Below are 16,197 nucleotides of genomic sequence, written 5' to 3'. Positions count from 1 at the left end.
GGCTAGCAGCCCGTGACCGCCCGGATGGCGTCGGCGAGTGGCCGGAGGTCGTTGTTGATCACCCGCTGGGAGTTCGCGGACTCCGAGATGGCCTCCCGCTCCGCGATCTCCGCGTTGCTCAGCCCGTCGAGCAGGCCCAGCAGGGACCCGACGGTGGCCCCCCGGAGCCGGGCGAGGTGCGCGTCGATGAGCCCCACCGTCGAGGGCAGGACCGACGGGGGCTCAAGGCCCACGATGGCCGTCCGGGTTCCCCGGTAGCCGGCGTCAGAAGCCTGGGCGCGCACGGCGTCGACCGCCTCCCGGGCGCGCCACCAGGCGCTGCCGTCCTGGATGCCCCGCTCCTCGTCGATCACCTTCACCTCTCCCACGCCGATGCCCACGCGCAGGTCCACCTCCGGCGCCAGTGTCAGGCGCAGGAAGTAGGCCGCCCGTAGCGCCTCCTCCACCGAGGCGTAGATGCCCTGCAGTTCGTCACCGACGGTGAACCGCAGGGCGTCCAGCGGCGGCACCCGGCGGTTGGTGTCGTCGACGGCGGCCAGCAGGGCGCGGTGGCGTTGCGCGCGGGACTCACCGCGGGAGCCGACCACGTCGAAGAGAGCGCCGGCGACGTTAGGACAATCCTTCATTCGTGCCATATGAAGACATTAGCTTAAGAACCGCGCAGTGAAGGTTCGGACCCGTCACCGCAACGCGCCCGGTTCAACCACAGCGGTGACCGCGGCTGCGTACGCCCGCTGACCCTGGGATGTCGGGTGCAGGGGGGCCGCGGCGGAGGCCCCCGTGATCCAAGCGGACGGAGCATTCACGCCGTGGCCGATGAAGCGCTGAGTGACATCGACGTAGCGCGTGCCCGGCACGGCGAGCGCGGCTTGGGCGATCGAGGTGTTGAGGGCATCGATCACGCTGTTGAGACCTGTCTGGTCTTCTGCCGGCAAGGTGAAGGGCATCCCCATGTAGACGCCGCTGTAGTCGCCGTATTCCGGGGAGAAGAGCCTCGGGTAGCCGGTCACGACCAACTGCGCGTTGGGCGCCATCGCCCGCGCTGCCGCATAGATGGGCACCAGAGCCGTCGGCAGCAGGGCGGCGGTCTGCCGGCCCTGCTCGGCGATGAGGGCGCAGGAGCCCGGGAACGTGGCGCAGGTCTGGATGGCGGTGATCCAGTCGAGTTCGTTGCCCCCGAGCGAGAGCGTGACCAGCCGCGTCTCCGCATCGAGCGCGGTCTGGATCTGCATGGCCACGTGGTCCAGCCCGGCGCCGGCGCAGGCGGCGAAGTCGTCGAGTTGCAGCTGCATGCGACCACTCAGGATCTGGGGGTGGGGGGCTGCTGTCCTGGCGCAGGGGTCCAGCGGGTCGCCGGCGCCGGTGCCGGCGGCGAAGGAGTCGCCCAGGGCGTCGTAGCGGATGCGGGTGGGGGCGGCCTGTGCCGGGATGGCGGTCGCGAGTGCGAGGATCGCGGCGAATACGGCTGCCGCTGCGGGTCTTACCCGGGTCGAGATACTCATGGCCAGAAGCTAGGGACCTTCTTCGCCCCGGCGCATCGGGCGAATGCCCCATCTTTACCGCCCCGGCTGTCGGTGTCGCCGTGTAGCGTCTGAGGCGTGCTGGATCTGCTGACGAGAGGTGCCGTCCTGGTGGCGGGCGGAGCGTTCGCGCTGCTCGGCAACGGAGTGATCCGGTGGCTGCTGCGCCGCATCGATCGGGTTGCCGCCCAGGCGGAAGACGAACTGCAACAAACCCGGAGGAATCTGGGCCTGGGCCTGGTCGCGGCCCAGCAGGAACTGCCCGGCGGGCGGTGGGTGGGCATCCTTGAGCGCATCGCCGTCTACTGCTGCCTCGTGGCGGGGTTCCCGGAGGGCATCGCCATCGTGCTCGCCGTCAAGGGGCTCGGGCGTTACGCGGACCTGAAGACCACGTCGGCGTCCGGCGCCTCCCGCAAAGGCGAGCTGTTCATCATCGGCACCTTCGCCAGCGTGCTGTGGGCCGCATTGTGGGCGGGCATCGCCCACGGGGTGGTGCGCCTGTGGTGACGGACCCGCTCCCGGAGGAGGTGGCGGCGGAACTGCTGGCCCGGTGGCGCGAACCCCACCGTCGCTACCACGGCGTCTCGCACCTGACCGACGGGCTGGAGGCCCTCGACCTTCTGGGTGCCGGTGACCTCGAGCGCCTGGCCTACTGGTGCCACGACGCGGTGCACACCAACACCTCTCCGCAGGATGAACTGGCCTCGGCGGAGGAGGCCCGCGCTCTCCTCGCGCCGCACCTGCCCCCCACCGAGGTGGACGAGGTGTGCCGGCTGGTGTTGATCACGATCTCGCACGCGCCCATGGACGGCGACCAGCGGGCCGCGCGCGTCGCGGATGCAGATCTGCACGGTCTGGGGCTGACCTGGGAACGGTACCTGGCCAACGTGCAGGCGATCAGGGCGGAGCTCCCGGGGCTGACCCCCGAGGAGTGGTGGGCCCGCCGTCGGGCGTTCGCTGAGCGCATGCTGGCACGGCCCCGCATCTTCGCCACAGAGCTCGGACGGGAGCGGTGGGAGCGCTCGGCGCGGGCCAACCTCGAGCGCGAATTGGCTGAAGGATCCTTGTAATGACCCTCCTCCCGTCGTACGGTAGGCGTACACGGTTTTCCACCGTCGGCGGAATGTTTGCCCAGCGGCAACGTGGCCGCAACATGGACGCCGGGCGTGCAGATCCCCCCAAGGCACGCCCGGCGTTCTACATGTCCGGCTAGTTCTTCTTCTGGCGGTTGCGCTCCCGCTGACGCTCGTTGCCGTTGAGGATCACCTTGCGGATGCGCACGACGGCCGGGGTGACCTCGAGGCACTCGTCGGCCGCGCAGAACTCCAGTTGCTGTTCCATCGACATCTGCCTGGCCGGGATCAGCCGCTCAAGCTCGTCACCGGTGGAAGAGCGCACGTTGGTGAGCTTCTTCTCCTTGGTGGGGTTGACGTCCATGTCTTCGGGACGCGGGTTCTCGCCCACGATCATGCCCTCGTAGACCTCGGCGCCGGGGGAGACGAACAACGTGCCGCGCTCCTGCAGGTTGAACAGCGCGTACGACGTGACCGAGCCGGTGCGGTCCGCAACCAGCGAGCCGGTGGGACGGGTGCGGAAGTCGCCGGCCCAGGGCTCGTAGCCCTCCGCGACATGGTTCATGATGCCGGTGCCGCGCGTCTCTGTGAGGAACTCGGTACGGAAGCCGATCAGGCCGCGTGCCGGAACGATGAACTCGAGGCGGACCCAGCCGGTGCCGTGGTTGACCAGCTGTTCCATGCGGCCGCGGCGCAGCCCCATGAGCTGGGACACGGTGCCGACGAACTCTTCGGGGATGTCGACTGTGAGGCGCTCGATCGGCTCGTGGACCTTGCCGTTGATGACCTGGGTGACCACCTGCGGCTTGCCCACGGTGAGCTCGAAGTTCTCGCGGCGCATCATCTCGACCAGGATGGCGAGCTGCAGTTCACCTCGGCCCTGGACCTCCCAGGTGTCTGGACGCTCGGTGGGCGAGACGCGGATGGAGACGTTGCCGATGAGTTCCTGGTCCAGGCGGGCCTTGAGGAGGCGGGCCGTCAGGTTCTTGCCGGACTTGCCGGCGAGCGGCGACGTGTTGATGCCGATGGTCATGGAGATCGACGGCTGGTCGACCGCGATGAGCGGCAGCGGCTTGGGGTTCTCCGGATCCGAGAGGGTCTCGCCGATCATGATGTCGGGGATGCCGGCGATCGCGACGATGTCGCCGGGGCCGGCGCTCTCCGCGGGCACCCGGTCGAGGGCCTCGGTGCGCAGCAGTTCGGTGAGCTTGACGTTCTGGATGGTGCCGTCGGTCTTGCACCAGGCCACCTGCTGGCCGCGCTTCAGTTCACCGGCGACGACGCGCAGCAGCGCGAGGCGACCCAGGTACGGAGAGGCGTCGAGGTTGGTGACGTGCGCCTGCAGCGTGGCGCCCTCTTCGTATTCGGGGGCGGGGATGGTGTCGAACAGGGTGTCGAACAGCGGTTCCAGGTTGGGGCTGTCGGGCATGGTGCCGTCCGCCGGCTGGGTCGTCGACGCGCGGCCCGCTTTGGCGGAGGCGAAGACGATGGGGAAGTCGAGGCCATCGGCCGCGTCGTCGTCGAGCAGGTCGATGAAGAGGTCGTAGGTCTCCTCGACGACGGCGGAGATGCGGGCGTCCGCGCGGTCGACCTTGTTGACCACCACGATGATCGGGAGCTTCTTCGCGAGCGCCTTGCGCAGGACGAAGCGGGTCTGGGGGAGCGGTCCCTCAGAGGCATCCACCAGGAGGATCACACCGTCGACCATCTCGAGGCCGCGCTCGACCTCACCGCCGAAGTCGGCGTGGCCGGGCGTGTCGATGATGTTGATGATGGTGTCTTCGCCGTTGGGGCGGCGGTGGTGCACGGCGGTGTTCTTCGCGAGGATGGTGATGCCCTTCTCGCGTTCGAGGTCCATCGAGTCCATCACCCGGTTGTTGACGTCCGAGCCTTCCCGGAAAGCACCCGACTGCCACAGCATGGCATCGACGAGGGTGGTCTTTCCGTGGTCGACGTGGGCGATGATCGCCACGTTACGCAGATCGGAACGTTGGGGCATGGGGGTCTCCCAGAGATAGAAGGCGGAGGGCCGCGGGAAAGTGTACGGCCCGCAAGCGGCCACGGAGAAAAAGGCCCACACTGGTGGCATGCCGCGACGCTTCGACTTTCAGGTTACCTTCGACTGTGCGGACCCCCTGGCGCTCGGCCAATTCTGGTGCGAGGTGCTGGGCTACGTTCGTGAGGCGCCGCCGGAGTTCGACACCTGGGAGGAACAGCTCGTCGCCTGGGGTGTGCCCAGCGACCAGTGGAACTCGATCAACGCGATCATCGATCCCGACGGTGTCCGCCCGAGGGTCTTCTTCCAGCGGGTGCCGGAGGGCAAGGTGGTCAAGAACCGGCTCCATCTCGACGTTCGGGCGGCGCCCGGGCAGGTGGGGGCCGACCGGATGGAGGTGCTCGAAGCGGAGTGCGGGCGGCTCGTCGGCCTCGGCGCCAAGCGGGTGCGGCGCGAGGAGCCGGCGCCCGACAACGGCGACGCGGGCTGGATCGTGATGCAGGACCCGGAGGGCAACGAGTTCTGCCTCGACTGACGTGTCCGCCCGCTTACGCGTCGTAGCTCCATGGTGTCGCCGGTCGGTGGGGAGCACGCTGGAGGTACCAGTGAGATGCATGAGCACCGCTGAGCACCGGTGCTGGACGCCGGGGATCGCCGCGGAGCGCCTTCAGGTTGCTGTGACGCGCGCTGTGTAGGCTGTCGCCATGAGCGAGACGCACCCCAATCTCATGGCATCCGACGTCGTGGTCCACCTGCCCGAGGACCCCGCTCTCGAAGCGATCGTCGAGCGGGGCAGCGGGGGGTTCCTCGACGTCGTAGCGTCGCATCCTGAGAGCTCGCTCTGCTGGGCACTGCTCGCCGAGACCTGTCTGGCCGAAAGCGACCTCGGCAACGACATCGCCGCCTATGCCTACGCCCGCACCGGCTACCACCGCGGGCTTGACCTGCTGCGCCGCAACGGCTGGAAGGGCAGCGGCCAGATCCCCTGGGCACACGAGCCCAACCGGGGCTTCCTCCGGGCGTTGTACGCGCTGAGCGTCGCCGCGGGTCGGATCGGTGAGGCCGAGGAGCAGGACCGTTGCGCGCAGTTCCTGCGCGATTCGTCCGAAGAGGCGTACCAGGCGCTCGCCGCCGACGCCGACTGAAGGCTCAGCCGGCGAAGTCGGACTCGATGAGACGCACCAGCGCGTCGACGGCTTCCTGCGCCTCAGCGCCCGTGGCCTCGATGAAGAGGGAGTCGCCCATCCGGGCGTCCAGCGTGGCGAGCCCGATGCTGCTCGTGGCGGGAACCGGGCCGATGACGCCCTTGCTGACCAGGACCTGGGCGTCGAACTGGCGGGCCTTGGCGACGAACATCGCAGCCGGCCGGGCGTGGAGCCCAGCCTCGTTGACCAACCGCGCCTCACCGCGCGCCTGCGCCGAGCGGTTCGATTCGGGGGCCGCGCGCACCTGTTCCGGGGTGCCGAGATGGGCCTGCTTCGGGCCCATCGCTGCCACGCACTCGGCCTCGACCTCGTCGATGCCGGCGCCACTGGCGACCTTGATCACCCCGGCCATGATGCCCTCGACGAAAGGGGCGGCCAGCACGCGGATGTCGTGGCCCCTGGAGCCGTAGAGTTCGATCCCCAACTCCGCGCTCATCACGGCGGAGCCGATGTCGACGAAGATCACCACGCCGTCGCCCCGGTCCACCTCTGAGATCGCCGACGTCACCGCCGTCGCGTCCGTGCCGATGCCACCGTCGATGGTGCCGGCGGCCAGCGCGATGGGCGGCGGGTCGTCGTGGACCATCTGCAGCGCGAGGTCGACGGCCGCCTCCGCGAGCCGTCGTGAGTGGGAGACGACGACGATGCCGACCGCCATCAGGCCTGCACCACGTGCGACAACGCATCCCACAGGTAGGTGGCCGAGGCTGCTCCCGGGTCCATGTGGCCCGCCGAGCGTTCTCCGAGGTAGCTGGCCCTGCCCTTGCGGGCGATCAGCGGGACGGTCGCGTCACGACCGGCGGCCGAGGCCTCCTGTGCCGATTCGATGGCGTCCTTCAGGGTGGCGCCCTCGTCCAGCGCGGCGTCGAGGGCGTCGATGGCCGGCAGCAGCGCGTCCACCATCGTCTTGTCCTCGAGCTCCGTCTTCCCGCGGGCGATCAGGCCGTCGATACCGGAGCGCAGGGCACCCGCGAAGTCTGCCGCGCTCAGCGTGACGACCTGGCCCGTGGCCATGCCCATCTTCATGAACAGGGTGCCGTAGAGCGGGCCCGCGGTGCCGCCGACCGTGCTGACCAGCGTCATCCCCGCCTTCTTCAACAGCGCATCGATGCTGTTGGCCTGGTCCAGCGTGGTCACGACGGCCGCGGTGCCGCGGGCCATGTTGGCACCGTGGTCTGCGTCACCGATGGCCGAATCCAGATCGGTCAGGTAGATCTTGTTCTCGTCGACGATCTGCGCGAACCGGCGCAGCCACTCCGCGAGGTCGTCGAGGGTCAGTTCGTTCTCGCTCACAGGCCCCACCGTAGCCCGGCGGTGCGCACCGGCGCGTCCCACAGGCCGATGATGTCGTCATCTGCACGCAGCAGAGTGAGCGAACAGCCGGCCATGTCCAGGCTGGTGATGTAGTTGCCCACCAGGTTGCGCTCGACGCGGACGCCGGCCTCGCCCAGCAGCTCGATGACTTCGCCGTACATCAGGTACAGCTCGATGAGAGGGGTGCCGCCCATGCCGTTGAGCATGGCGATGACCGGGGCGCCGGTGAAGTCGAGGTCGTGCAGGATGGGCTCCACCAGTTGCCTGGCCACGGACTTCGCGTCGCCGATGGGCTCGCGGTGCCGTCCGGGCTCACCGTGGATGCCGATGCCGATCTCCATCTGGTCTTCTGGGAGGTCGAACGTGGGCCGGCCAGCGGCGGGGACGGTGCAGGACGTGAGCGCCATGCCCATGGAGCGGCCGTTGTCGGCGACCTTCTGCGCCAGGTCCTTCACTGCCGCCAGGTCGCGGCCCTCCTCGGCTGCGGCGCCGACGATCTTCTCGAGCAGCACCGTCGTGCCGACACCGCGGCGACCCGCCGTGTAGAGGGAGTCCTGCACGGCCACGTCGTCGGCCACGATGACTGTCTCGACGGTGATCCCCGCGTCGGCGGCGAGTTCTGCCGCCATCTCGAAGTTCATGATGTCGCCGGTGTAGTTCTTCACGATGTGCAGCACGCCCGCCCCGCCGTCGACAGTGGTGGTCGCCTCGAGCATCTGGTCCGGGGTGGGGGAGGTGAAGATCTCACCGGCGCACGCGGCGTCGAGCATGCCGAGCCCGACGAAGCCGCCGTGCATGGGCTCGTGGCCGGAACCGCCGCCGGAAATGAGGGCGACCTTGCCCTGGTCCTTCTGCTGGGCGCGGTAGACGATGCGGTTGTCGTGATCCACGCGGACTTCGGGATCTGAGGCCTCGACGCCCTTCAGAGCATTCCGGACGACGTCGTCAGGGGAATTGATCAATTTCTTCATCACGCTACTCCTGCGTCTTTGCGCGGCGCGCGTGCGCGCGTCAGAACCCATTCTTCCATCCGTGCGCAATCGGTGGGCGCTCTGTGCCCAACCTTTCGCCGCCCTTTGAGGAGCGCCGCGTGGGGTCCACCCCGGCGGGGTAGACTGCGGTGGCACGGCCCCAAGCGACGCGCGGGGCCATCTCTATGTACGAATGGGAGTAGCCAGATGCCGAGTGTGGTGGTTGTCGGAGCGCAATGGGGCGACGAGGGCAAGGGCAAGGCGACGGACCAGTTGGGCGACAGGGTGGATCTCTGTGTGCGCTACTCCGGCGGTAACAACGCAGGTCACACGCTGGTGGTGGGCGGCGAGAAGTTCGTCCTGCACCTGCTGCCGTCCGGCATCCTGAACCCCGGCACCACGACGGTGATCGGCAACGGTGTAGTCGTCGACCTCGACGTTCTGGCAGGTGAACTGCGCGTGCTGAAGGACCGCGGTGTCGACGTGCCCCACCCCTATGTGTCGGCCAACGCGCACATCATCACCGAGTACCACAAGGTCATCGACAAGGTGACCGAGCGCTTCCTCGGCAAGCGCCGCATCGGCACCACCGGCCGCGGCGTCGGCCCCTGCTACTCCGACAAGGTCAACCGCCTCGGCATCCGCATCCAGGACATCCTGGACGAGTCCATCCTGCGGCAGAAGATCGAAGCCTCGCTCGACCAGAAGAACCAGTTGCTGGTCAAGGTGTACAACCGCCGCCCGATCATGCCGGAGGAGATCGTCGAGTCGCTGCTCGCGCACGCCGACACCATCCGGCCCTACATCATCGACTCCGGCCGCTTCGTCAACGATGCGCTCGACGAGGGCAAGGTGGTGCTGTTCGAGGGCGCCCAGGCGCACCACCTCGACGTCGACCAGGGCACCTACCCGTACGTGACGTCGTCGAACCCCACGGCGGCCGGTGCCACCACGGGCGGCGGCGTCGGCCCCACGCGGATCGATCGGACCATCGGCATCGCGAAGGCCTACACCACCCGTGTCGGCGAGGGCCCGTTCCCCACCGAACTGTTCGACGAGGACGGGGAGAAGCTGCGCGAGGTCGGCGGCGAGTTCGGCGCCACCACCGGGCGCCCCCGTCGCTGTGGCTGGTTCGACGCGCTGCTGGTGGAGCAGGCCTGCAAGATCAACGGCTTCACCGACGTGTTCCTCACCAAGCTCGACATCCTCAGCGGCTGGGACAAGATCCCCGTGTGTGTCGCCTACGAGGTCGACGGCGTGCGCCACGACGTCATGCCGATGACGCAGTCCGAGTTCCACCATGCCAAGCCCGTCTACGAATACCTCGACGGCTGGCACGAGGACATCTCAGGCGCCCGCACCTTCGAGGACCTGCCCGTCAAGGCACAGGACTACGTCAAGCGGCTCGAGCACCTCATCGGCGTGCGCATCAGCGGCATCGGGGTGGGCCCCGGCCGCGAGCAGTCGGTCGCCATCCACAACCTGATCTGACGTGCGGGTCCGTCCCATCGTCGTGGCGCTCGTCGCGATGATCACCGTGTTCATGATCGGCACGGTGGTCATCGCCGTGACCCAGGAGAGCATCGGCTGGGGCTGGTGGTGGGCCGTGCCCCTCGGCGGCGCGTTCATCGCGGTGATCGTCGGGTTCCGCCTGATGATCCAGCGCTCCCAGGAAGCTGCCGACCGTGCGGACGCCGAGTACGACGCCCAGCACCCTGGAGACGCCCCCTAGCCGTCGCCAGAAATTGTCCGAGTGTCCTAATAGCGTCGTTCCCAACCGGATGAGGGGGAACGCATGCATCAGCGGATCAGCGCCGAGCGGGGCACGTGGAAGGCCATCGAGGCAGGGCTCTACGCCACCCATCTGCTGGAGCAGGGGGATCGACGGTGGCCCCAGACGGAACTGGAATGGGTTGCCGAGGCGGGGGCCGAGGCCAGGAGGCGGGCGGTCGAGGATCACCTGCCCTTGGTGCTGCGGGTGGCTGGCGCGTCGGGGAGCGGCCGGCTGCCGTCGGAGGACCGGGCCCAGGAAGCCGCCGCAGCGCTGGTCCGCGCCGTCGAGAAGTTCGACCACACACTGGGCACCACGTTCGCCTCGTATGCCCTCTGGTGGCTGGCGCAGACGGTGAGGCGCGCCGAAGCCGACCAGGGGGGCCTCATCCGCATCCCCGTCCACACGGATGCGGTGTACCGACGCGCGGCGGGCCTCTTCACTGCCCAGGGCAGCGGCTCCTGGCGCCGGTTCACCGACGACAACCGGGAGGTCCTGCAATCGGAGGGGATCAACCCGGACATGATCCGGTGGCTGGCGGAGCTGCGCACCCCCGTCGGCCTGGAGTTCTGCGAGGACGGGCTGGGCGCAGACTGGCTCGGCGGGGTACTCGTAGACGAGGCGGCCGGGGTCGGCGAGGCGCTCGAGGGGGAGTGGCTGTGTCGCGTGCTGCTGGACCCGCTCGTCTTCAGCGATGCGCGCGCCGTGGACGTGCTGGGCCGCCGGTTCGGGTTCTGCGGGGAGCCGCAGACCCTGGACGAGATCGGCCGGGCGTATGGCGTGGGCCGCGAGCGGATCCGGCAGATCGAGAAGGTCGCCATCGGCGAGCTGCGGGCCTGCGTGAGCCTGCGGGACGGGTGCGTCCATGTCGCCTGGCCGGTGGTGGACTCCGCCGGTGGCACCTCTCGGGGTGGTGATCGTGACCCGTCAGATGCGTAGGGTCGGACAATCAACCATCCGAGGAGGGGCCGTGCAGCCGAGAATGAAATGGATCGTGATCGCACTGGCGGTCGGGGCCGCCCTGTTCGGCCTCGGGTTCATCATCGCCGCCACCAGCGAGGGCGGCTTCCCGTGGAGCTGGTGGTGGGTCATCCCGGTGGGAGCCACGGCTCTGGTGGCCTGGTTCGGCATGCGGATCGGCACCCAGAAGCACATCGAAGAGGACGTCGAGCACGAGCCCATCGCCGACGACGAACATCCGCCTGCGCTCTGATCTCACGGTGGCCCACTAGGCTGTCGCGGGTGAAGATCCTCCTGCTGGGCTCGGGCGGCCGCGAACATGCGCTCGGCCGCGCCCTCGTCGCTGATCCCTCCGTCACCGAGCTGCACGCCGTGCCAGGCAACCCCGGGCTCGCCGCCATCGCCACGCTCCACTCCGCGGACCCCGCGGATCCCGAAGCGGTGCTGGACCTCGCGCGACGGCTCGCCATCGACCTCGTCGTGATCGGCCCAGAGGCGCCGCTGGTGGCCGGAGTCGCGGATGCGTTGCGCGCCGAAGGCATCGACGCGTTCGGCCCCGGGAGAGAGGCGGCGGTCCTCGAAGGCTCCAAGGCGTTCGCGAAGGAGGTCATGCGCGCAGCAGGCGTGCCGACGGCCGATGCGCGCGTCTGCACCACCCGCGAGGAGTATGAAGCGGCGCTTGATGAGTTCGGCGCCCCCTACGTCGTGAAGAACGACGGGCTCGCGGCCGGGAAGGGCGTCGTCGTCACCAGCAACCGCGACGAGGCGCTCGCCCACGCGGAGAGCTGCGGCCGTGTCGTGATCGAGGACTTCCTCGACGGCCCGGAGGCCTCCCTGTTCGCCATCTGCGACGGTGAACGGGCGCTGCCCTTGCTGCCCGCCCAGGACTACAAGCGGGTGGGCGACAACGACGCCGGCCCCAACACCGGCGGAATGGGCGCATACTGTCCGCTGCCGTGGGCCCAGCCGGGCCTCACCCAGCAGGTGATGGACGAGGTCATCAACCCCACCCTCGCCGAGATGCGTCGACGCGGTACGCCCTTCGTCGGGCTGCTCTACGCGGGCCTGGCCCTCACGTCGAAGGGGCTGCGCATCGTCGAATTCAACGTCCGCTTCGGTGACCCGGAGACCCAGGCGGTTCTGGCCCTGCTGAAGACCCCGCTGGCCGGGGTGCTCCGGGCCGCGGCCCGCGGTGAGCTCGACACCGTGGGAGAGCTCGAGTGGCGCGACGGTGCCGCGTTGGTCGTCGTGCAGGCCGCGGCCGGGTATCCGGGTGTCCCGGCTCCCGGCGGTGCGATCAACCTGCCTTACGACGAGACGGATGCCTACGTGCTGCACGCCGGAACCCGCCTCGACGGCGACCAGTTGGTCGCGGCCGGCGGGCGCGTGCTGGGCGTGGTGGGCAGGGGTGCCGACGTGGACGAGGCCCGCGCCAACGCCTACGGGCTCCTGGGTCGCATCGACTACGCCGACGGGTTCAACCGCACAGACATCGGCATCCCGCACTGATCACTTCTGGCGCTGATCCTCTCCCGCGCTGATCGGCCGCGTCCGCCTCCGCTAGCATGAGGCGATTTTGTAAGCGACCAAGGGGGACGTCAGTGACGACGCGTCGGCACCTACTTCTCGGCATGCTCGGCGGCACCGCTGCACTGGCGGGCTGCGCCACGGATCAACAGCCCACCGTCGAGTCGCCGACCCCCAGCCCCTCGCCGTCGAAGAAGGCGTCGCCGAAGCCGTCGCCCTCGCCCAGCCCGTCGCCTGCCCCGGTGACACGCGCGCCCCTCACCTGGCTGCCGGTGGAGGACGCCGCGACGCTGCTCGGCCCCGCCGTCGCGGTCAAGGTGCCCAACCTCAAGCAGGAGAACCCCCAGACCGCCGGCTTCGCCGACGCGGACATGTGGTTCTGCCAGCCCAACGGCGATTCCTACACGCGCCTGGTGCCGGTGTTCCACAGCAGGTACCCCGCGGCCGTCGGCCCCATCCGCTCCATGCGCCCGGTCGACGTCCCGCTGCTGAGCCCCATGGGCCCGGTGCTGGGCAACACCGGGGCGGCGGAATGGGTGATGAACTACGTCAAGGCCCACGACGAGCACCTCGAGCGGATGACCTACCTCGAGTGGCGCGACAAGGGCGCCTACAGCGTGGACCGGTCACGGATCTACAAGGCCAACGGCAAGAGCCAGTTCGACCGGGCGATCATGGCCCACCCCGCGGAGATGGCCCGGCTCGCCGAACGCATGACGGCGCCGCCCCCGGCCGACTACCTCCCCTTCGTGGCAGACCCCGCGCAGTCGTCAGCGACCGCGGGCAGCGCCGGTCACAGGGTGGAGGTGCCCTACGGCCGCGACTTCGCCATGAGCTACGAGTACGACCCCGGCAGCCGGCAGTACGCCCGCACGCAGCCCTGGGGACCGCACATCGTCGAGGGTGACATCCAATTGGTCTGCGACAACGTGCTCATCATCCAGGCCGCCTGGCGGATGGACAAGATCTGGAAGGGCGGCGGCGCGGCCGACCCCGTCGTCGACATCGTCGACAACAGCGGTCCGTTCTTCTATCTCCAAGGCGGCAAGGCCGTCACGGGAACCTGGGCGAAGGGCGCCATCGCGGAGAAGTTCACCTTCACGGTCGCCGGCGGCAGACCACTGGCGATGGCGCCCGGACGCACCTGGGTGGAGTTGCCCCACACTCGGTCCGAGATCGCGATCAGCTGACTTTGCGCAACTCCTCCGCTTCGGCGACGGGAGCCTCAGCCTGCATCATCGGCGGCACGGCCCTGCGCGGATGGACGAGCCATTCCTCCGGCACGCCCAGACCCTCCGCCAGCGCCAGCGACTGCGGGCGCAACTCACCGCACAACGCATCGACGGTGGACGTGATCGTCTTGCTGCGCCTGGCGTCGAACACCTCGTGCTCGAGGAACCAGGCCCGGTTCGTCTCGATGGTGGCGAGCGCATACAGGTCACACACCTTGATCAGCAACGCCTTGACGTAGTCGTCGCCGCACTCCTCGATGCCCGCGATGAAGGCCTCCAGGACCACGCGGTCGACGTGGGCCTTGGCCGCCTCGATCATGTGCGGCTGGCAGGCGTTGATCGCGTCGAACGACTTGGCCCTGCCCGCCGCGCGCATGCGCTGGGCGAGGCCCTCGACCATGTGGCGCTCGCGGTACTCGAACATCTCGACGTGCCAACCTCGGGCCCGCAGTTGCTCTGCCTCCGGCTTGCGCTTCGCCGTCGCCACCAGCCTGTCGATGGCCGAACGGGCTGTGGTCCGCTCCAGGAAGCGGCCGCCCAGGAGCTTGGCCGTCTTTTGCGCGGTGCCGGCCAGGTCCATGTCGCCCCAGGTGGACTTGTAGTCCAGCAGCAGCGCCTTGGCCACCAGTTGCAGGAGCACGGTGTTGTCACCCTCGAACGTGGCGAAGATGTCGGCGTCCTGGCGGGCGAGCGTGATGCCGTTGTCCGACATGTAACCGGCGCCGCCGCTGGCCTCGCGGCACTCCTGCAGCGTGTCGTTGGCCCAGCGGGTCAGCACGGCCTTCATGCCGGCTGCGCGCGTCTCGAGTTCGCGCGCGGACTGCGGATCCGAGCCGTCGGCCTCCATGATCCGCTGAAGCTGCAGCGACACCTCGTTCTGGGCGAAGCCGTAGGCGTAGGCGCGTGCCACGTCAGGCAGCAGCCTGCGCTGGTGCTGTAGGTAGTCCATCAGCAGGATCTCCTCGCCCAGCCCCGGCTGGCGGAACTGGCGGCGGCCGTTGGCGTAGCGCACGGCTATGCTCAGCGCCTTGCGGGTGGCCGACGCAGCACCGCCCCCCACGCAGATCCGGCCGCGCACCAGGGTGCCCAGCATCGTGAAGAAGCGCGCGTTCTGCGACGCGATGGGCGAGTAGTACTCGCCGTTCTCGTCCACGCCGCCGTAGCGGTCCAGCAGCATCCGGCGCGGCACGCGCACGTGCTCGAACGCGATGGTGCCGTTGTCGACGCCCAAGAGGCCGCCCTTGTGGCCGTGGTCGCCGATGGTGACGCCCGGCATGGGGTCGCCCTGCTCGTCGCGGATGGGCACGAGCGCGACGTGGACGCCATGGTGCACGTCGTTGACCCACAACTGGCCGAACACTGCGGCCATGCGGCCGTCCCGGGCGGCATTGCCGATGTAGGCCTTCGCCGCCGTCGGGCTGGGGGAGTGGACGACCAGCTCGCCGGTCTCCGCGTCCCAGGTGATGGAGGTCTCGATGGACTGCACGTCCGAGCCATGGCCCAGCTCCGTCATGGCGAAGCAACCGGGAAGGGACGCGTCGATCGCGCCCGGCAGGAACGTCTCGTGGTGCCACTGGGTGCCGAGGTTGGTGATGGCGCCGCCGAACAGGCCGTGCTGGACGCCGGACTTGATGGTGAGGGAGAGGTCTCCCATGGCCATCATCTCGAAGTTGGCCACTGATTCGGCCGAGGTGCCGGTGCCGCCCTGCGCGGCGGGGAATCCGGCGGTCACGAACTCGCGCTGGGTCAGCCGCTTGAGCCTGTCCAACGTCCACTCGCGGGCCTCTTCGATGCTGAGGTCAGTGTCGCGGACCACGTCGTCTGCGCTCACCTCGTTACGCCAACGCTGCTTCAGCGCATGGAACGGACCGTCCAGGGCACGTCGCAGGCCTTCGCCGGTGGGGGTGATGGTCATGGGGTGTCACTCCTTTGTGTCTTTTGTGCTTCGAAAGCCGGGGTGAAGAACTGGTTGATGTAGGCCACGACGTCGGCTCTGGGGCGGCGCAGATTGGTGACGATCCACCGGTCTGCCACGGCCCAGATGTAACCGACGGCGCCGTGGGCCCAGATGTTGGCGGGGTCCTCGTCGAGCTCCTCGCGCCGTAACCAGGCACGCATCGCCTCCGCGACCTGGTCGCCGATCCGGGCGGTGATGGAGCCCACCGGGTCTGACGTGGGCGTGTCGCCCGTGGGTCGCGAGGTCACGAACAGGTACAGGTTGCGGTCGCGTTCCACCACGGCGAGGTAGGCGTCGGCCACCTGCGAGACGAGCTCTGCCGGGTGCATATGCTCGCCCTTCTCGAGCGGCAACTTCCGCAGGATGAACGTGTGCACCGACGCGACGACGGCCTGGTACAGCCCGGCCTTGTCGCCGAAGTGCCGGTACAACACCGTCTTGGAGGTCTGCGCCATGGCGGCGATCTCATCCATGCCGACGCCCGGGCCGTGCTTGCGGATCGCCTTTACGGTGCCCTCCACCAGCGTCTGCCGACGCTCGGTGTTGTGCTGCTCCCAGCGGGCGGCGCGACCGTCGACGATCTGCTCAACCTTGTTCATGTAACTCACGGTACCCGAAACTCCGCGTACCTGCTACCCTCGGTCACAGATAATGTTTCCGCGCTCCGGAGG

General features: G+C 68.9%; 18 protein-coding genes. 10 read left to right on the top strand and 8 right to left on the bottom strand.

Features of this window, described 5'->3' with window-relative positions:
• Positions 1-2 precede the first annotated feature (2 nt).
• Entirely contained in the window at positions 3-626 is a 624-nt protein-coding gene (locus J7D54_RS11210; protein ID WP_182763962.1) for a SatD family protein, read from the bottom strand.
• Positions 627-680: 54 nt separating this feature from the next.
• On the bottom strand, positions 681-1,502 hold the full coding sequence (locus J7D54_RS11205; RefSeq protein ID WP_182763961.1) for an SGNH/GDSL hydrolase family protein: 822 nt from the start codon (positions 1,500-1,502) through the stop codon (positions 681-683).
• A 96-nt stretch (positions 1,503-1,598) separates the two neighbouring features.
• Between J7D54_RS11205 and J7D54_RS11200 the strand changes: the two genes are divergently transcribed.
• Together J7D54_RS11200 and J7D54_RS11195 are read left to right on the top strand one after the other, a co-directional pair.
• On the top strand, positions 1,599-2,027 hold the full coding sequence (locus J7D54_RS11200; RefSeq protein WP_209455114.1) for a hypothetical protein: 429 nt from the start codon (positions 1,599-1,601) through the stop codon (positions 2,025-2,027).
• Positions 2,024-2,590 carry a metal-dependent phosphohydrolase gene (locus J7D54_RS11195; RefSeq protein WP_182763960.1) on the top strand — a complete coding sequence of 189 codons (567 nt, stop codon included), beginning with the start codon at positions 2,024-2,026 and terminating at the stop codon, positions 2,588-2,590. Before J7D54_RS11200 ends, J7D54_RS11195 begins: the two co-directional genes overlap by 4 nt.
• Before the next feature lie 139 nt (positions 2,591-2,729).
• Here the strand turns inward: J7D54_RS11195 and typA are convergent, their stop codons facing one another.
• Complete coding sequence (gene typA / locus J7D54_RS11190; RefSeq protein WP_182763959.1) at positions 2,730-4,592, bottom strand: translational GTPase TypA; 1,863 nt, start codon at positions 4,590-4,592, stop codon at positions 2,730-2,732.
• An 88-nt stretch (positions 4,593-4,680) separates the two neighbouring features.
• Here typA and J7D54_RS11185 point away from each other — a divergent pair, with 88 nt between their 5' ends.
• Both J7D54_RS11185 and J7D54_RS11180 read left to right on the top strand, forming a co-directional pair.
• On the top strand, positions 4,681-5,124 hold the full coding sequence (locus J7D54_RS11185) for a VOC family protein (protein ID WP_182763958.1): 444 nt from the start codon (positions 4,681-4,683) through the stop codon (positions 5,122-5,124).
• Positions 5,125-5,293: 169 nt separating this feature from the next.
• Entirely contained in the window at positions 5,294-5,734 is a 441-nt protein-coding gene (locus J7D54_RS11180; RefSeq protein ID WP_209455113.1) for a DUF3151 domain-containing protein, read from the top strand.
• A 4-nt stretch (positions 5,735-5,738) separates the two neighbouring features.
• Here the strand turns inward: J7D54_RS11180 and dhaM are convergent, their stop codons facing one another.
• Genes dhaM through dhaK form a run of 3 tightly spaced genes read right to left on the bottom strand, consistent with a single transcriptional unit; the run spans position 5,739 to position 8,079 of the window.
• Positions 5,739-6,452 carry a dihydroxyacetone kinase phosphoryl donor subunit DhaM gene (dhaM, locus tag J7D54_RS11175; RefSeq protein WP_182763957.1) on the bottom strand — a complete coding sequence of 238 codons (714 nt, stop codon included), beginning with the start codon at positions 6,450-6,452 and terminating at the stop codon, positions 5,739-5,741.
• Positions 6,452-7,087, bottom strand: a complete 636-nt coding sequence (dhaL, locus tag J7D54_RS11170) for a dihydroxyacetone kinase subunit DhaL (protein ID WP_370585854.1) — start codon at positions 7,085-7,087, stop codon at positions 6,452-6,454. Before dhaL ends, dhaM begins: the two co-directional genes overlap by 1 nt.
• Positions 7,084-8,079, bottom strand: coding sequence for a dihydroxyacetone kinase subunit DhaK (gene dhaK, locus J7D54_RS11165; RefSeq protein WP_182763955.1), 996 nt, complete (start codon positions 8,077-8,079; stop codon positions 7,084-7,086). Before dhaK ends, dhaL begins: the two co-directional genes overlap by 4 nt.
• A gap of 207 nt (positions 8,080-8,286) precedes the next feature.
• On the opposite strand from dhaK, the gene J7D54_RS11160 reads away from it, so the two are divergent.
• From J7D54_RS11160 to J7D54_RS11135, 6 genes are all read left to right on the top strand, one after another.
• On the top strand, positions 8,287-9,570 hold the full coding sequence (locus J7D54_RS11160) for an adenylosuccinate synthase (RefSeq protein WP_182763954.1): 1,284 nt from the start codon (positions 8,287-8,289) through the stop codon (positions 9,568-9,570).
• A gap of 1 nt (position 9,571) precedes the next feature.
• Positions 9,572-9,811, top strand: coding sequence for a hypothetical protein (locus J7D54_RS11155; protein WP_182763953.1), 240 nt, complete (start codon positions 9,572-9,574; stop codon positions 9,809-9,811).
• 63 nt (positions 9,812-9,874) lie between these two features.
• Positions 9,875-10,789 carry a sigma-70 family RNA polymerase sigma factor gene (locus tag J7D54_RS11150; RefSeq protein ID WP_182763952.1) on the top strand — a complete coding sequence of 305 codons (915 nt, stop codon included), beginning with the start codon at positions 9,875-9,877 and terminating at the stop codon, positions 10,787-10,789.
• A gap of 43 nt (positions 10,790-10,832) precedes the next feature.
• Entirely contained in the window at positions 10,833-11,063 is a 231-nt protein-coding gene (locus J7D54_RS11145; RefSeq protein ID WP_182763951.1) for a hypothetical protein, read from the top strand.
• A 29-nt stretch (positions 11,064-11,092) separates the two neighbouring features.
• The gene (gene purD, locus J7D54_RS11140) at positions 11,093-12,319 is read left to right on the top strand and encodes a phosphoribosylamine--glycine ligase (protein ID WP_182763950.1); all 1,227 of its coding nucleotides are present in this window, start codon (positions 11,093-11,095) and stop codon (positions 12,317-12,319) included.
• 92 nt (positions 12,320-12,411) lie between these two features.
• Positions 12,412-13,527 (top strand): DUF3048 domain-containing protein, encoded by a 1,116-nt coding sequence (locus J7D54_RS11135; protein ID WP_182763949.1) that lies wholly within the window; start codon positions 12,412-12,414, stop codon positions 13,525-13,527.
• Here J7D54_RS11135 and J7D54_RS11130 read toward each other — a convergent pair.
• Together J7D54_RS11130 and J7D54_RS11125 are read right to left on the bottom strand one after the other, a co-directional pair.
• Positions 13,520-15,484, bottom strand: a complete 1,965-nt coding sequence (locus tag J7D54_RS11130) for an acyl-CoA dehydrogenase (RefSeq protein WP_182763948.1) — start codon at positions 15,482-15,484, stop codon at positions 13,520-13,522. The genes J7D54_RS11135 and J7D54_RS11130 overlap by 8 nt on opposite strands.
• On the bottom strand, positions 15,481-16,125 hold the full coding sequence (locus J7D54_RS11125) for a TetR/AcrR family transcriptional regulator (RefSeq protein WP_182763947.1): 645 nt from the start codon (positions 16,123-16,125) through the stop codon (positions 15,481-15,483). Before J7D54_RS11125 ends, J7D54_RS11130 begins: the two co-directional genes overlap by 4 nt.
• Positions 16,126-16,197: the final 72 nt, after the last annotated feature.

This window comes from Tessaracoccus sp. MC1865, assembly GCF_017815535.1.
Lineage (GTDB): Bacteria > Actinomycetota > Actinomycetes > Propionibacteriales > Propionibacteriaceae > Arachnia.
Note: the sequence above shows the minus strand (reverse complement) of the source record. Positions and strands in the feature narration are given on the sequence as shown.

Coding starts and splice junctions, on each gene's coding strand:
- J7D54_RS11125 (WP_182763947.1), bottom strand. CDS start 16,125: ATGAACAAGGTTGAGCAGATCGTCGACGGTCGCGCCGCCCGCTGGGAG.
- J7D54_RS11210 (WP_182763962.1), bottom strand. CDS start 626: ATGAAGGATTGTCCTAACGTCGCCGGCGCTCTCTTCGACGTGGTCGGC.
- J7D54_RS11185 (WP_182763958.1), top strand. CDS start 4,681: ATGCCGCGACGCTTCGACTTTCAGGTTACCTTCGACTGTGCGGACCCC.
- J7D54_RS11145 (WP_182763951.1), top strand. CDS start 10,833: ATGAAATGGATCGTGATCGCACTGGCGGTCGGGGCCGCCCTGTTCGGC.
- J7D54_RS11130 (WP_182763948.1), bottom strand. CDS start 15,484: ATGACCATCACCCCCACCGGCGAAGGCCTGCGACGTGCCCTGGACGGT.
- dhaM (WP_182763957.1), bottom strand. CDS start 6,452: ATGGCGGTCGGCATCGTCGTCGTCTCCCACTCACGACGGCTCGCGGAG.
- J7D54_RS11150 (WP_182763952.1), top strand. CDS start 9,875: ATGCATCAGCGGATCAGCGCCGAGCGGGGCACGTGGAAGGCCATCGAG.
- dhaK (WP_182763955.1), bottom strand. CDS start 8,079: ATGAAGAAATTGATCAATTCCCCTGACGACGTCGTCCGGAATGCTCTG.
- J7D54_RS11160 (WP_182763954.1), top strand. CDS start 8,287: ATGCCGAGTGTGGTGGTTGTCGGAGCGCAATGGGGCGACGAGGGCAAG.
- J7D54_RS11180 (WP_209455113.1), top strand. CDS start 5,294: ATGAGCGAGACGCACCCCAATCTCATGGCATCCGACGTCGTGGTCCAC.
- typA (WP_182763959.1), bottom strand. CDS start 4,592: ATGCCCCAACGTTCCGATCTGCGTAACGTGGCGATCATCGCCCACGTC.
- J7D54_RS11205 (WP_182763961.1), bottom strand. CDS start 1,502: ATGAGTATCTCGACCCGGGTAAGACCCGCAGCGGCAGCCGTATTCGCC.